The organism is Rhizobium lentis (genome assembly GCF_014200175.1).
Classification (GTDB): Bacteria; Pseudomonadota; Alphaproteobacteria; order Rhizobiales; family Rhizobiaceae; genus Rhizobium; species Rhizobium mulingense.
In genome coordinates this window covers 274,772-289,597 of the sequence record NZ_JACHBD010000002.1, presented here as the reverse complement: position 1 = coordinate 289,597, position 14,826 = coordinate 274,772, and the positions used below count along the sequence as shown (strand labels likewise).

15 protein-coding genes, 1 tRNA gene, 1 pseudogene and 1 riboswitch are annotated in these 14,826 nt (G+C 63.3%); of the genes and pseudogenes, 9 read left to right on the top strand and 8 right to left on the bottom strand.

The genetic code is table 11. The features are described 5' to 3' along the window. The first annotated feature begins 26 nt into the window (after window positions 1-26). From GGI60_RS07080 to GGI60_RS07065, 4 genes are all read left to right on the top strand, one after another. Window positions 27-674, top strand: coding sequence for a response regulator transcription factor (locus GGI60_RS07080; protein WP_183914352.1), 648 nt, complete (start codon window positions 27-29; stop codon window positions 672-674). Window positions 675-799: 125 nt separating this feature from the next. Next, the gene (locus GGI60_RS07075; protein WP_183914351.1) at window positions 800-1,471 is read left to right on the top strand and encodes a helix-turn-helix transcriptional regulator; all 672 of its coding nucleotides are present in this window, start codon (window positions 800-802) and stop codon (window positions 1,469-1,471) included. Between the two features lie 11 nt (window positions 1,472-1,482). Beyond that, window positions 1,483-2,196 (top strand): thermonuclease family protein, encoded by a 714-nt coding sequence (locus GGI60_RS07070; protein WP_183914350.1) that lies wholly within the window; start codon window positions 1,483-1,485, stop codon window positions 2,194-2,196. Between the two features lie 88 nt (window positions 2,197-2,284). Next, entirely contained in the window at window positions 2,285-2,698 is a 414-nt protein-coding gene (locus tag GGI60_RS07065) for a tellurite resistance TerB family protein (RefSeq protein WP_183914349.1), read from the top strand. Here GGI60_RS07065 and GGI60_RS07060 read toward each other — a convergent pair whose 3' ends face one another. Next, window positions 2,699-3,562 carry a transporter substrate-binding domain-containing protein gene (locus GGI60_RS07060; protein WP_183914347.1) on the bottom strand — a complete coding sequence of 288 codons (864 nt, stop codon included), beginning with the start codon at window positions 3,560-3,562 and terminating at the stop codon, window positions 2,699-2,701. Window positions 3,563-3,919: 357 nt separating this feature from the next. Here GGI60_RS07060 and GGI60_RS07055 point away from each other — a divergent pair, with 357 nt between their 5' ends. Then, window positions 3,920-5,926, top strand: coding sequence for a methyl-accepting chemotaxis protein (locus GGI60_RS07055; protein ID WP_183914345.1), 2,007 nt, complete (start codon window positions 3,920-3,922; stop codon window positions 5,924-5,926). 360 nt (window positions 5,927-6,286) lie between these two features. Here the strand turns inward: GGI60_RS07055 and GGI60_RS07050 are convergent, their stop codons facing one another. Next, window positions 6,287-6,667 (bottom strand): VOC family protein, encoded by a 381-nt coding sequence (locus tag GGI60_RS07050; RefSeq protein ID WP_183914343.1) that lies wholly within the window; start codon window positions 6,665-6,667, stop codon window positions 6,287-6,289. 74 nt (window positions 6,668-6,741) lie between these two features. Between GGI60_RS07050 and GGI60_RS07045 the strand changes: the two genes are divergently transcribed. Together GGI60_RS07045 and GGI60_RS07040 are read left to right on the top strand one after the other, a co-directional pair. Continuing rightward, window positions 6,742-6,993, top strand: a complete 252-nt coding sequence (locus tag GGI60_RS07045; protein WP_183914701.1) for a hypothetical protein — start codon at window positions 6,742-6,744, stop codon at window positions 6,991-6,993. 33 nt (window positions 6,994-7,026) lie between these two features. After that, window positions 7,027-7,308, top strand: a complete 282-nt coding sequence (locus GGI60_RS07040; RefSeq protein ID WP_168295188.1) for a hypothetical protein — start codon at window positions 7,027-7,029, stop codon at window positions 7,306-7,308. A 23-nt stretch (window positions 7,309-7,331) separates the two neighbouring features. Here the strand turns inward: GGI60_RS07040 and GGI60_RS07035 are convergent. Both GGI60_RS07035 and GGI60_RS07030 read right to left on the bottom strand, forming a co-directional pair. Then, window positions 7,332-7,405 (bottom strand) — tRNA-Gly (locus GGI60_RS07035). A 58-nt stretch (window positions 7,406-7,463) separates the two neighbouring features. Continuing rightward, the gene (locus tag GGI60_RS07030) at window positions 7,464-8,558 is read right to left on the bottom strand and encodes a 2'-deoxycytidine 5'-triphosphate deaminase (protein WP_183914341.1); all 1,095 of its coding nucleotides are present in this window, start codon (window positions 8,556-8,558) and stop codon (window positions 7,464-7,466) included. 72 nt (window positions 8,559-8,630) lie between these two features. Further along, window positions 8,631-8,709: riboswitch (SAM riboswitch) on the top strand. A 44-nt stretch (window positions 8,710-8,753) separates the two neighbouring features. Here GGI60_RS07030 and GGI60_RS07025 point away from each other — a divergent pair. Then, complete coding sequence (locus GGI60_RS07025) at window positions 8,754-9,938, top strand: O-succinylhomoserine sulfhydrylase (protein ID WP_183914339.1); 1,185 nt, start codon at window positions 8,754-8,756, stop codon at window positions 9,936-9,938. Window positions 9,939-10,160: 222 nt separating this feature from the next. Beyond that, window positions 10,161-10,553: a Co2+/Mg2+ efflux protein ApaG gene (gene apaG / locus GGI60_RS07020; RefSeq protein WP_011423893.1), complete on the top strand. Its 393-nt coding sequence runs from the start codon at window positions 10,161-10,163 to the stop codon at window positions 10,551-10,553. 395 nt (window positions 10,554-10,948) lie between these two features. Here apaG and GGI60_RS32740 read toward each other — a convergent pair. The 4 genes and pseudogenes from GGI60_RS32740 to GGI60_RS07005 all read right to left on the bottom strand — a co-directional run. Next, a pseudogene (locus tag GGI60_RS32740) lies at window positions 10,949-11,155 on the bottom strand (hypothetical protein); the annotation flags it as partial. A 133-nt stretch (window positions 11,156-11,288) separates the two neighbouring features. Next, the gene (locus tag GGI60_RS07015) at window positions 11,289-12,281 is read right to left on the bottom strand and encodes an Hsp33 family molecular chaperone (protein ID WP_183914337.1); all 993 of its coding nucleotides are present in this window, start codon (window positions 12,279-12,281) and stop codon (window positions 11,289-11,291) included. Window positions 12,282-12,370: 89 nt separating this feature from the next. Next, window positions 12,371-13,285 (bottom strand): ornithine carbamoyltransferase, encoded by a 915-nt coding sequence (gene argF, locus GGI60_RS07010; RefSeq protein WP_039617741.1) that lies wholly within the window; start codon window positions 13,283-13,285, stop codon window positions 12,371-12,373. A 37-nt stretch (window positions 13,286-13,322) separates the two neighbouring features. Next, entirely contained in the window at window positions 13,323-14,522 is a 1,200-nt protein-coding gene (locus GGI60_RS07005; RefSeq protein ID WP_183914335.1) for an aspartate aminotransferase family protein, read from the bottom strand. Window positions 14,523-14,826: the final 304 nt, after the last annotated feature.

Genomic DNA, 14,826 nt, shown 5'->3' with positions numbered 1-14,826 from the left:
ATCGGGCTCTTGGGAGGGAGTTTTCGATGCAGGAACAAACCATTATCATTGCCGACGACCATCCGCTTTTCCGCGATGCGTTGCGCCAGGCCGTCATCGGCATGGAAGGTCGCCAGTCGATCGTCGAAGCCGGCGACTTCGCTGCCGCGCGGACTGCAGCCGGCGCCCATCCGGATGCCGACCTGATGCTGCTCGACCTCGCCATGCCCGGTGTCAGCGGCTTTTCCGGGCTGATGGCGCTGCGCGCCGAATTCGCCAGCCTGCCGATCATCATCGTCTCGGCAAGCGACGACGCAACGACGATCCGCCGGGCACTGGAACTCGGCGCGTCCGGCTTCATCTCGAAATCCTCCGGCATCGATGATATTCGCCGCAGCATCCAGACGGTGCTCGCCGGCGATATCGCCACACCGGAAAGCTATCGCGACGGCCAGGAGCAGGACCCCGACGTTGCCGACCTGATCCACCGTCTGCACACGCTGACGCCGCAGCAGAGCCGGGTGCTGACCATGCTCGCCGAAGGGCTGCTGAACAAGCAGATCGCCTATGAACTTGGCGTCTCCGAGGCGACGATCAAGGCGCATGTCTCGGCGATCCTCTTGAAACTCGATGTCGACAGCCGCACGCAGGCCGTCATCCAGCTTGGCAAGATCAACATGGCGATGGTCGCCTGAGGGCGGCCGAAACCGCCGATAAAAGGATTTTATTCCTCCCTTACCTTTACGCGCGCCGCACGGTCGGTTACACTTTCGGCCGGCTGGAGCGCGGCCTCGGATAGGCTGCACGGAATCGGGCGCATATGCTGTCACACGAGCAGATCTGGGAGGCGATCGACAGGCTTGCCGAGCGGCACGACCTGACGCCATCCGGTCTTGCGCGCCGCGCCGGACTCGATCCGACCTCTTTCAACAAGTCGAAACGACTTTCGGCCGACGGACGTCTGCGCTGGCCCTCGACCGAATCGATCGCCAAGGTGCTCGATGCGACAGGGGCGAACATGGAGCAGTTTCTCGCTTTCATGCGGCCGAGCGCTAATTCTTCCGCTGGATTGCCGGGCGAGCGCGCCAAGCCGCCGCACGGCGGCGCCATTCCGCTGCTCGGCTTTGCGCAGGCTGGTGCGGGCGGCTTCTTCGACGATGGCGGCTTTCCCGCCGGGCAAGGCTGGGACGTGGTCGAGTTTCCGGCTGCGCCGTCGCAGAAATCGGTCGTCTACGCACTGGAAGTGCAGGGCGAGAGCATGATGCCGCTCTACCGCGACGGCGACGTGCTGATCGTCGAGCCCGGCGCGCAAGTGCGCCGCAATGACCGCGTCGTCGTGCGCACCCGCGACGGTGAGGTGATGGCCAAGGTGCTTCTGCGCCAGAGCTCACGGTCGATCGAGCTGATGTCGCTCAATCCCGAACATCCAAACCGCACGCTCGATCTATCCGACGTCGAGTGGATAGCCCGTATCATCTGGGCCAGCCAATAGGAAAATATTCCATGCGCCCTGCCGCCGTCTTCACTGGTCTCGCAGGAATGGCGGTCGTGGCCAGCCTGCTGATGGCCGCAGAAGCAAGGCTACGCGGCGGAACGGGCGGTGAGGATACGACCGCCGCAGAGGCGCCAGAAATGGGCCCGGCGGCCGAAATCACTTCCGAGACGGGAGGCCGGTTGGCGCCGATCTCGGACGCAGATGCCGAAATCATTGCACGTGCGGCGCAACCGGCCGCTCCCTCCCCCGCCTCGACCGAACGCATGACGGCCACGCCAGCCGACCCGCCGCCCCCACCGGATACGCCCGGCGGGCAAGCCGCAGGGCCGGCCGCGAAGAAGCCGATCGAGCTGACGCGGCCGGTGGCCGAAAATGCCGGCGTGCTTTCCTTTGGCGAGCGCAGGCTTCAGCTTGCCGGCATCGTCCCGACACCGACCGACAGGATATGCGGGCCGGCAGGCCGGCAATGGCCCTGCGGCATGCTGGCGAAGACGGCACTGCGCCAGCTCTTGCGCAACCGCAGCCTCACCTGCGACCTCGGCATGGCGGAATGGAAGGGGACGGCGACCGCCGCCTGCCGGCTCGGCACGCAGGATCTCGGCACCTGGCTCGCCGAAAACGGCTGGGCCGAAGCCGAGGCCGGCTCGCCGCTTGGCGTCGTCGCCGAGAAGGCGAAGCAAGCGCAGAAAGGCATTTACGGCGGCGACCCGCGTCGCAAATGACGAATGTCCGCGGCTGCGCCACGCTGCCGATCCCTTGTAAAGGCCGCCGCCAATTCCTAATCTCCGCTCACCGAAAAAGGAATCAGAGATGAACAAGCCGCTTTCCGCCCATGATGCCCTCATCTACGTGATGGTGATGGCATCCGCCGTCGACAGCACGATGAACGACCGGGAGATGACGAGAATTGGCCAACTCATCGGATTCCTGCCGGTTTTCAAGGATTTCGATGACGAAAAGCTGATTTCGATTGCGCGCGACTGCGCCTCGCTGCTGGCAGGGCCTGAAGGCCTCGACGTCGTTCTCGAAACCGTGCGCGACACGCTGCCGGCAAAACTCTACGACACGGCCTATGCGCTCGCCGTCGAAGTGGCTTCCGCCGACCTTTCGGTCAAGGCCGAGGAATTGCGGCTGCTCAGCCTGCTGCGCGACCGGCTCGGCCTCGACAAGCTCACCTGCGCGGCGATCGAGCGCAGCGCCATTGCCCGTTTCCGCAAGGGCTGATCAGTAAAGCCCGTAGGGGAAATAGCGCAGATAGATTTCCTGCAGACGGCCGTTGCGCGACAGCGTGGCAAGCGCGTGATCGATGGCTGACGTCAGCACGCTGTCCTTCTGCCGCAGCATGATCGTCATGCCCTCGCCGAGGAAATGTTCGGACAGATAGGGACCGTCGAACAGCGCGCAGCATTTCTCCGCGGCCGGCGAAGAGACCCAGAAGGAAAGCTGCAGCGCATCGGCAAAGCCAGCGTCGACCTTGCGCTCTTTCAGCGCGGCAAGCAGAGCGTCCTTGGTGTCGAAGGGCTCAGCCTTCAGCGCCGGGAAAAATGCGGCGAGCATCGCCTCGTGCACCGTGCCCCTGACGACACCGACCGGCCGGCCGGCAAGGGCGGCGGCCGTCTTGCCGTCGATCGGTGCTGCGAGATTGCGCACGAAGCGCGCCGGCAGCATCAGATAAGGCCGGGAGAAGACGAACTGCCGGCGCAGCTCGGGGGTCACAGCAAGGCCGGCGATGACGGCATCGCCCTGCGAGGCGGCAAGCGCATCCTTGAGGTCGACGAAAGGAATCGCCTGGATCTGGCACTTGTCGGATATTTCCAGCTCGCTGCAGATTTCGCGGGCGAGATCGACGTTGAAGCCGGAAAGCTTGCCGTTCTGATCGGTGAAATTGAAGGGCGGAAAATCGACCGACGTCAGGAAGCGCAGGCGCACCAGCGAGGAGAGATCGGGTCTCGCCAAACGTTCTCGCGCATCGAAGAGCAGCGGCAGCGAGGGCGCTGCCTGCTGAGCGGAGGCAAGGCTTGAAAAGAGCAACAGCCCGAACGCGAAAAGCCCCGTCAGCGTCAGGGATGCCAGCTTGGATTCGGTCATCGTGATCCGGTCTCGGGTTCAGCGCGAAGCGTTGCGGGGGTGAAGAGATGTAACAGAGTCACGCCCGGTGGGGAATATGCGTGTATCCGACGCCGGAACGCCCGCCTCGCCATCCGAGGTCCCTGCGGAGCATCTCAGGATCGGGCTCTCCTGGTTTCCGGCGCAAGCTCCTCCTTCAAAATTATGGGCGTTCTCCACACCCGCGTTAGGGCGGAATTAAAGAATAGCGCCTTTATTTATGGCGACGTCATCGGACCCCGCCGGCCGATCGCATGATGCACGCGTCAGCGCTTTGTTTGTAACAATTGATTTCGAAGCGCCGGTGCGGCACGCCCGGCCAATCGGGTGACATTTCCCATGTTGAAGCATCTGAAAATCCGCACGAAAATCATATCGGTCGTGGCGCTCCTGGGGCTGATCACGATGGCCGGGCTGATCTATGTCATCGCCGAGTTTCGCCGTGCGGACGCCGCCTACAGTGCCCTCATCGATCATGAGGCGCTGGCCTCGATGCAGAGCGCACGCGCCAGCGCTTCCGTGGTGGCCTCGGTGCTGCAGGTCAGCCTACTGGCCGAGATGAAGCCCGATACGCCGGCCTTCCAGACGGCGCTCGCCACACCGAGCAAGCTGCCGCAGGCCCGTGACCGGATGAAGGCGGCGCTGGCGCTGATGCCCGGCCGCAAACAGGCTATCGACGAGATCCAGGCGGGCATCGATGAAATCGAAGCCCTGGCCGGCAAGATCACCGAACAGAGCAAAGCCAGGGACAGCGCCGGCGCGCAGGCAAATGTCGCCCTGATCAACGCCAAGCTCGATGCGCTGGCACCGAAGATGATTGCCAACGATGATGCGATAATGGCGCTGCTCAACGACGGCGGCGACGCGCTCTCGGCTTCCGTCAACGGCCGGATCACCTTCTGTCTCGTCCTGATCGGCATTGCCGTTCTCGCCGCGATCGGCGTCGGCATTATTGTGGCGCAGTCCGGCATTTCAGGCCCGATGACGCAGCTGCGACTGCGCATGACGCGGCTTGCCGAGGGTGATACCGACAGCGAGATCGGCGGTCTCGATCGCAGCGACGAAGTGGGCCAGATGGCGCAAGCCGTATCGATCTTCCGCGACAACGCCATCGAGCGCCGTCAGATCGAGGCTCGCGCGGAGGCAGAGCGCAGCGTCAGCGACGGCGAGCGCCGCGAACGCGAGGCGCAGAAGGCGCGTGAAGCGTCCGAACTCGACCGCGCCGTCACAGCTCTCGGCGACGGCCTGCGCCGCCTTGCCGCCGGCGATCTCGCCTCGCATATCGACGAGCCCTTCGTCGCCCATCTCGACGCGCTGCGCCAGGATTTCAACCACTCGGTCGAGAAGCTCAACGAGACCCTGCAGGCGGTCGGCGCCAATGCGCGGGCAATCGGCGCCGGCGCCAACGAGATCCGGTCTTCCGCGGACGAGCTTTCCCGGCGGACGGAACAGCAGTCGGCCTCGGTCGAAGAAACCGCAGCGGCACTGGAAGAAATCACCACGACGGTGCGCGACGCCGCCAGACGCGCCGAGGAGGCAAGCCAGCTCGTCACCCGCACGCGCCTCGGCGCCGAAAAATCCGGCGAGGTCGTCCGCAAGGCAGTCTCCGCGATGCAGCAGATCGAACAGTCCTCGGTCGCGATCGGCAACATCATCGGCGTCATCGATGACATCGCCTTCCAGACCAATCTGCTGGCTTTGAATGCCGGCGTCGAGGCAGCCCGCGCCGGCGAAGCCGGCAAGGGCTTTGCCGTCGTGGCGCAGGAGGTGCGCGAGCTCGCCCAGCGTTCGGCCAGAGCGGCCAAGGAAATCAAGGACCTGATCACCAATTCCGGCACGCATGTGCAGACCGGTGTGTCGCTGGTCGGCGAGACCGGCAAGGCGCTCGATGCGATCGTCACCGAAGTGCAGGAAATCAACCAGCACGTCCACGCTATTGCCGAAGCCTCGCGCGAGCAGTCGATCGGGTTGCAGGAGATCAACACCGCCGTCAACACCATGGATCAGGGCACGCAGCAGAATGCGGCGATGGTCGAGCAGTCGACCGCCGCCAGCCACAGCCTCGCCACGGAGGCGACAGCGCTCAACAATCTGCTCGGCCAGTTCCGGCTGACCGGCACCGGCAGCTTCGCCGCCGCCGCCCCGATCGCCTCCACCCGGCCGCCGGCCGCGGCCCCGCGCGCGCCCGCGCGCCCGGTGGCCAAGGCCCCGCCAATCCGCGTCGCCCGGGAGGGCACCGCCCGCCCGACCACCTCACCGGCCCGCGCCCTCGGCCAGACCCTCGCCAACGCCTTCGGCGGCGGCAGCGCGCCGAAAAGCCAGGATGGTGATTGGACGGAGTTCTGAAGCGCGGCTGTCCGGTTCGCGCCCTGTGATTTGCCCCTCATCCTCGAGGAGGACTTGCTTGCGAGCGGTGGGCGAGGAACTGAGAGGCAGCCACAAGTCTCTTCTCCCCTCGGGGGAGAAGGTGCCGGCAGGCGGATGAGGGGGCTACCCAGACTTCCCTCTCGTAAAGGTCTATCCCACCACGCCGACCGCAGCGCCCTGTACAAAGACCGGCTTCGCCGGCTCCCTCATCCGCCCTGCGGGCACCAGCCTGGGCGAGCCACGGGTCTCGCCCGTCCATCGGACCCCCGCTGGGGAGAAGAGGGAATCGAGAGGCTGCGGCTGTTCCCCCGTGCCGCCTTTACCGGGTTCCTGTCTACTCTAATCCGGCCGCCAGCCCACCTCGACGAGGATATTCCCCGGCGCCGTGCAGTAGAACAGCCAGCCGCCGCGCATGGCGGCTGGCGGACCGGAGAGCGCCGCGCCGGCGGCAGCAAGTCCGGCATGGACAGTATCGACATCAGCCCTTTCAGGCAGGATGAAGCCGATATGATAGGTTTGGCGGCCTATCTCCACCTGGTCGGCGGTGCCGAACTTGGCGATGGCGTGGCTGAGGACGATTTCGAGGCCGGAATCGTCCTCCAGGATCGCCAGGCCATTGTTGCCGCGCATATCCTTTAGCGTTAGGCCGAAATGGCGGATGAAGAAATTCGCCGTCTCAGCGATATCGGGTACGTGAAAATCGAGATGGTTCAGGCGCATTGACAGTCTCCGTTCAAAATAATCCCGGGACTGCCTTTTGCCGTCTCCGCACGCCGCCGGGATCCCGCATTTCCATGCGGATCACGTCGCGGGTTCTCGTGCCCTGGGGCACGGAGCAGAGCTTCGTCAGAGCGCTTGGCGCTCCGGCGGAAGGGATCGGGCTTACCTCAACCGATCCTGCCTTTTTCGACGATGCCGATCTAGCAGACGACGCCGGTTTCGGCAATGGAAAGGCTGAAGCGATCACGGCCTTCCAGGCGATGCTTCGCGAAGGCCTGAAGGTGGAGATGCGTTTCATCTGGCGAGCACGATGCAATCAGGAGTAAGATCGCCGCTTCGGCGCATCGGAAGGGATGGACATGAAACCCGCACTCCTCGGCCTCATCGGCACCCTCATTCTTGCCGGGTGCAACAGCGTTTCCTACTATAGCGGCCCCGGCCTCGAGCCGATCCCGGGCAGCATCACCTATAACGGCCAGCCGCGCAGCAAGCTCACCAAATCGCCACCCGGCTCGAGCTTCCCGCATGATTTCATCGACCAGTACGGGCAGCAGGTGGAAGAAACCTACATCATCCAGCCCGACCGAAGCCTGATCATCGCGCATCGGCGATACAAGCCGATCCGGTTTTTCGGGGATTAGTTGGGCGTCGCCGAAAGGATAAGTGGAGCGGGTGAAGGGAATCGAACCCTCGTATTCAGCTTGGGAAGCTGCTGCTCTACCATTGAGCTACACCCGCGATGCGCTGAGATTTCCAACAGATGGGGGCCGCTGTCAAGTCGGCTGAGCGCCGCCCGTCAGATGCGGAAGTGTTTCGAGAGTTTCAGGCCCTGTGCCTGGTAGTTGGAGCCGAGGCCGGAGCCGTAGAGGCTGGCGGGTTTTTCCTGCATGTGCTCGTAGACCAGGCGGCCGACGATCTGACCGTCTTCGAGGATGAAGGGCACTTCGTGGCTGCGCACTTCGAGCACGGCGCGGCTGCCGCGCCCGCCGGCCGGCGCATGGCCGAAGCCCGGATCGAAGAAGCCTGCATAGTGGACGCGGAATTCGCCGACCAGCGGATCGAAGGGGGTCATCTCGGCGGCATAATCCGGCGGCACATGCACGGCTTCACGCGAGACGAGAATATAGAACTCGTCGGGATCGAGGATCAGCTCATTGCGGCCGCGGCTATAGAGCGGCTCCCAGAAATCGAAGATGTCGTGCTGATCCTTCTCGTCGACATCGACGACGGCGGTGTGGTGCTTGCCGCGATAGCCGATCAGGCCGTCCTTATCGCCGCTGAGATCGATCGACAGCGCGATGCCGCCGCCCGAGACGTTCGGCTGCTTGCTGGCGACGAGCGTCTCGCTTTCATGCAACTTCAAGAGTTCCGGCTCGCCGAGCAAGGACTGGCCGACGCGGAAGCGGATCTGCGACAGGCGCGAGCCGCGGCGGACGACGATCGGGAAGGTGCGCGGGCTGATTTCGAGATAGAGCGGGCCGGAATAACCTGGTGGGATCTTGTCGAATTCCTGGGCGTAATCGGTGATGACGCGGGTGAAAATATCGAGCCTGCCGGTCGAGCTTTTCGGATTGGCCGAGGCCGACATCTCGGCCGGCAGCGCCAAGCTTTCCATCAACGGCACGATGTAGACGCAGCCGGTTTCGAGCACCGCGCCTTGAGACAGGTCGATCACGTGCAAGCTGAGGCGATCGAGCTTGTCGGCCACCAGATGCGAGGGACCGGGCATGAAGGAGGCGCGCACGCGAAAGGCCTTGGACCCCAAGCGCAGGTCCAGGCTTGCCGGCTGGATCTGATCGCGGTCCAGCTCCCGCTCGGAGTTCAGACGCCCCGTTTCAAACAGCGCTGCGATCGCGCGGTCCGCCAGAATTCCAGTTTCGCGAGCCATCATGCCCCATCCATCTTTTGCGCCGACAAAACCAAATACGGGGAATTGACGCAAGCAGCTAACAGCAGTATTGCAGAATTATCCCGTGGTGATTTGGCCGGTCGGCTTGCAGCCACGTTAAACAAGTGGCTAAAAAGACCGGGTTATGAAACCGGTCTGCTTTTGCGGCCGGTTTTTTTGTTATGTGAAGGTGATGGCATGAGCAAGACCTGGCGCCCGGCAACCCAACTCGTCCATGGCGGCACGCTGCGTTCGCAATATGGCGAAACGTCCGAGGCAATCTATCTCACGCAGGGCTTTGTCTACGACACGTCGGAGGCGGCCGAAGCCCGCTTCAAGGGCGAGACCGATGGCTATATCTACGCCCGCTACGGCAGCCCGACCAACGACATGTTCGAAAAGCGCATGTGCATGCTCGAAGGCGCGGAAGACGCTCGCGCCACCGCGTCCGGCATGGCGGCCGTCAGCGCCGCGATCCTCTGCCAGGTCAAGGCCGGCGACCATATCGTTGCCGCGCGCGCCCTCTTCGGCTCCTGCCGCTGGGTCGTGGAAACGCTGGCGCCGAAATACGGCATCGAATGCACGCTGGTCGACGGCCGCGACCTCAGGAACTGGGAAAAGGCGATCCGGCCGAATACCAAGGTGTTCTTCCTGGAAAGCCCGACCAACCCGACGCTCGAGGTCGTGGATATCGCCGGTGTGTCAGAACTCGCCAACCAAGTGGGCGCCAAGGTCGTCGTCGACAACGTCTTCGCCACGCCGCTCTTCCAGAAGCCGTTGGAACTCGGCGCCCATATCGTCGTCTATTCCGCCACCAAGCATATCGACGGCCAGGGCCGCTGCCTCGGCGGCGTCGTGCTGGCCGACAAGGCATGGATCGACGAGAACCTGCACGACTATTTTCGTCATACCGGCCCGGCCATGTCGCCGTTCAATGCCTGGACGCTGCTGAAGGGTATCGAGACGCTGCCGCTGCGCGTGCGCCAGCAGACTGAGAATGCGGCGAATATCGCCGATTTCCTGGCGGAGCAAGGCAAGGTCGCCAAGGTGATCTATCCCGGCCGCAAGGATCACCCGCAGGCCGACATCATCGCCAGGCAGATGACCGGCGGCTCGACGCTTGTGGCCTTCGAGCTGAAGGGCGGCAAGGAGGCGGCCTTCGCGCTGCAGAACGCGCTCGATATCATCAAGATCTCCAACAATCTCGGCGACAGCAAGAGCCTGATCACCCATCCGGCGACGACGACCCACAAGAACCTGTCGGAAGAGGCCCGCGCCGAACTCGGCATCTCGCCGGGCACGGTTCGCCTTTCGGCCGGCATCGAGGATACCGACGACCTGATCGAGGACTTCGCAAAGGCGCTTGCCAAGGTTTCGGCCTGATCGACTGGAACAGCGGCCGGACTTCATCTGGAGCCGGCCGCCGATCCGCGGGAACAAGTTCACCCGCGCCGGCGTTGCGAAGTAAAATTAACGCTGTCAATTAGGCTTAACGATCGAAAACCGTTCGATCATGACCATTTGACCGCTGATCAACGTTCCGTTTCTTGACGGAAAGGGCCTCTTATAAGATACGGGTAACATATCTTGACTATGGTGCAAGGCATGTATCGCGCCCTCACAAGAGATATCGAAGTCGTCGTCGAACCATTCTATCTGGAGGAGCAATCCGATCCGGAAGACGATCGCTACGTCTGGGGTTACCGGATCGTCATCAGCAACAATTCCGGCGTTGCCGTTCGTCTGGTCAATCGCTACTGGAACATCACCGACCAGAACGGCCAGGTGGACGAGGTGACCGGCCCCGGCGTCGTCGGTGAACAGCCGCGGCTCAGCCCCGGCGACACCTACGAATATTCGTCCGGCTGCCCGCTCGACACTCCCTCGGGGCTGATGTTTGGCCATTACCAGATGGAAACGGACGAAGGCGAGCTGTTCGACGTCGACATCCCTGCCTTCTCGCTGGATTCACCTGGGCTGCTGCGCGTGCTCAACTGAGCGCGCAGGTTCGCGGTCGCTTCGTCAGTGCGAACACGAACGCTGTGCTTGTCGCATGGGTCCTCGGGTCAAGCCCGAGGACGACGGAGGGTGGGGACACCGACGAGCAAGAGGCGAGAGGCCGGGAGCAAATTCATCAAAAGTGTACAGCGATTTTGATTGGAAGTGTTTGCTTACGTGCTTCTCACGCAAGACCGCGCGCATTTGCTGGAATTCCCAGCGATCCCGCCTCTTGCCGCTCGTTTCCCCTACTCTCCGTCGTCCTCGGGCTTGACCCGAGGACCCATACGGCATGCACTGCTCGTGGATGCGGCCGGTGCAGCGCTCCAGTCAATACCAACATGGACGCCCGCGGTCGTGGATCCTCGGGCTTGCCCAGTCATCAATCTACTAGTCTAAAGGTCAAAAGGATCGGAGGCCTGGCTACCCAGCTTTGCTGGGAAAGGATCCTTACGTTGCGACGGCGCCGGCTATTTTGCGACCGCATCGTTGACCGCCTGTTGGCAGGCGAGCAACTCATCCGCTGCCCTCTCGGAGTCTTTCAGACCGAGGGCAGCAATCTGCTTTCCTCTAAAGCTGGCGCGGAAACTCAGTTTGCCAGAGATAAAAAAAGCGCATGAAGTCCCCACCCCGAACCAGTTGGAGAATAGGTGCACGGTGACTACGCAAAGTCGAGTCACCGTGCTGCATCATCGCTAATCTTTTGTTGTTCGCTGTGCGTGTCCTCAACCGAGCCTATTCAGCCGGCTGAAGCTCGACCGGTTCGAAACGGTAGGTGGTCGAGCAGAATTCGCAGGTGACGGCGATCTCGCCGTTTTCCTGGCTTTCCTCGATCTCCTCGGCCGAAAATCCCTTCAGCACGCCCTTGATCTTGTCGCGTGAACAGCTGCAGCGGTCGAAGACGGCGCGCGGTTCGTAGACGCGCACGCCGCGCTCGTGGAACAGCCGGAACAAGAGCCGCTCGGTGCCGACAAGCGGGTCGGTCAACTCGTCGGCATCGATGGTCTCGACCAGCGAACGGGCTTCGACCCAGGCGTCGTCCTCGCCATGCGGGCGGTCGCCGTTATCGCCGTCGCCGCCGTGGAGATCGGGCTGGCGCATGCGCTCGGGTGCCTCCGGCAGAAACTGGGCGACGAGGCCGCCGGCCCGCCAGCGATGGCGCGGCTTACCGGCATCGTCGCGATCGAAGAGTTCGGCCGCGGCCAGGCGCACGCGCGTCGGGATCTGTTCCGACTGGCGGAAATAGACGCCGGCGATCTCCTCGAGCGAGGTGCCGTCGAGCGCGACAATGCCCTGATAGGGCTGCGCGAACTTGCCCTGGTCAATGGTGAAGGCGAGCACCCCCTTGCCGAGCAGCTGTTCCGGCTCGGTTTCGCCGGCTTCAACCGCCTTGGCAAGCAGCGCCTGATCGAAACGGGCATAAGCGCGGACATTTTCCGGCGTCGAGAAATCGGCGACGAGAAGATCGACCGGGCCATCGCCCTTGGTCTGCACGGTGAACTTGCCGTCGAATTTCAGCGAGGTGCCGAGCAGCACCGTCAGCACGACGACTTCGGCAAGAAGCCGGGCGACGGGCGCGGGATAATGGTGGCGCTCGAGGATCGCATCGAGCATAGGGCCGAGCTGGACGGCGCGGCCGCGCACATCCAGACCCTCCACCTGAAAGGGGACGACATGGTCATCGCCGGCGAAATCGAACTGGCCGAGGGCGGCTGCAGCTTCTGCCATGGCTTTCACTCCTAGTTTTCAAGCGATGAGCAAGGGTGCCCTTCGCTCGCGCGGCCGCGCGTTGTTCGCGCGCGGCGTCCGATTATGGTTCAGATCGCGCCCAGGCACCAAGCAAGAATCGACTTCTGCGCGTGAAGACGGTTTTCCGCTTCATCGAAGACCACGGATTGCGGGCCGTCGATCACCTCATCCGTCACTTCCTCGCCGCGATGGGCAGGCAGGCAATGCATGAACAATGCATCGCTGCCGGCCTTGGCCATCAAGGCCGCATTGACCTGATAAGGCTGAAAGACGTTGTGACCCCGGGCCCGATGTTCCTGATTCATGGAGACCCAGGTATCGGTCACCACGCAATCGACGCCTTCGACCGCACGGTCGGCATCATGGCAGAGCATGATTTCGGCGCCCTCATTGCGGGCCCAGTTCAGATAGTGATCCTTGGGCTCCGAACCAAGGGGTACGGCCATGTTCATGCGGTAGCCGAAACGCGCGGCCCCCTCGACCAGCGAATGCAGCACATTGTTGCCGTCGCCGGTCCAGGCGATGGTCTTGCCCTTGATCGGGCCGCGATGCTCTTCGAAGGTCATGATGTCGGCCATGATCTGGCAGGGATGGGTATCATCCGTCAGCGCGTTGATCACGGGCACCGTCGCATGCTCGGCAAGCTCCAGCAGGCGCGAGTGCTCGGTGGTGCGGATCATGATCGCATCGACATAACGCGACAGCACCTTGGCGGTGTCGCCGATCGTCTCGGCTCGGCCGAGCTGCATTTCGGTGCCTGATAAAAACAGCGTTTCGCCGCCGAGCTGGCGCATGCCGACGTCGAAGGAGACGCGGGTGCGCGTCGACGGCTTCTCGAAGATCATCGCCAGCATCTTGCCGGCGAGCGGCTTGTCGCCCTGGCCGGCCTTGAAGGCCTGCTTACGGGAAAGCGCATCGTTCATGATGGTTCTGAGGTCGGCCGATGTGACGGCCGAAAGATCGAGGAAATGTTTAGGAGCCATGTTCTTACCTGTCGTGCGCCCGAGGGCGGCAATCCCTTCAAGCCGTCTTCTTGACCTTGGAGGCGCGGATGCTCTCGGCGGCGCGTTCGAGGCGGGCGAGACCCTCGCGGGCTTCCTCGGCGGTGACGACGAGCGGCGGAAGAAGGCGGATGACGTTGTCGCCGGCCGGCACGCCGAGCAGATGCGCGGCGCGGATCGCCTGCAGCAGTTCGGCCGAGGGGACGGTCGCCTTGACGCCGAGCAGCAGGCCTTCGCCTCGGATATCCTCGATCACATCGGGATAACGGTCCTTCAGCGAGGCCAGCCCCTGACGGAAGACCAGCGCGACGTCGCGCACATGTTCAAGGAAGCCGTCGGCGAGAATGACATCGAGCACGGCGCTGCCGACGGCCATGGCCAGCGGATTGCCGCCATAGGTCGAACCATGGGTGCCGACCTTCATGCCGGAAGCGGCCTCAGCGGTCGCAAGGCAGGCGCCGAGCGGGAAGCCGCCGCCGATGCCCTTGGCGACAGCCATGATATCGGGCGTGATGCCGGACCATTCATGGGCGAAGAGCTTGCCGGTGCGGCCGACGCCGGTCTGGACCTCGTCGAGGATCAGCAGCAGGCCGTTTTCGTCGCAGATCCGGCGAAGCGCCTTCATGAATTCGCTGGTGGCGGGGCGCACGCCGCCCTCGCCCTGCACCGGCTCGATCAGGATTGCCGCCGTCGCATCGGTAATGGCGGCGCGCACAGCCTCGATGTCGCCGAACGGCACCTGATCGAAACCCGGAGCCTTGGGGCCGAAACCTTCGAGATATTTCTCCTGGCCGCCGGCGGCGATCGTCGCAAGCGTGCGCCCATGGAAGGCGCCTTCGAAGGTGATGATATGGAAGCGCTCGGGATGGCCCTTGGAAAATTGATAGCGGCGCGCCGTCTTGATCGCGCATTCGAGCGCCTCGGCACCGGAATTGGTGAAGAACACCTTGTCGGCGAAGGTGGCGTCCGTCAGCCGTTTGGCCAGCCGCTCCTGGCCGGGGATCTCATAGATGTTGGAGAGGTGCCAGACCTTGTCGGCCTGCTCCTTCAGCGCCGCGACCACATGCGGATTGCCGTGGCCGACGGAGGTGACGGCGACACCGGCGCCGAAATCGAGATAACGCTCGCCGCCTTCGGTGATCAGCCACACGCCCTCGCCTCGCTCGAACCGCAGCGGGGCACGAGAATAGGTGTCATAAAGCGGCGCGGCTTCGGCCATAGCGCGGGTCTCCCGATCAGCGTTGTCAAGTACGGACTCCGGCTAAGAAAACCAGGCCCGAAAAATCAAAAATGCCGCCTTTCGGCGGCGATCGGTACTATTTCCTTTTCGCGCTGCAATGTCAACAAAACTGCGGCCTTAGCGGATGCAGCAAGCTTGCACAGCGGCATTTTCAGCCTTCAACAGGCATTATTGCAGAAATGACACGCAGGGGCAGCAAGTTGGGGAAAACTACGAATTCGATTCATCCGGATTCCCGCGACTCTTGTCACGGAGTCAGCCTCACACTAGGTTAAAGTTCAAT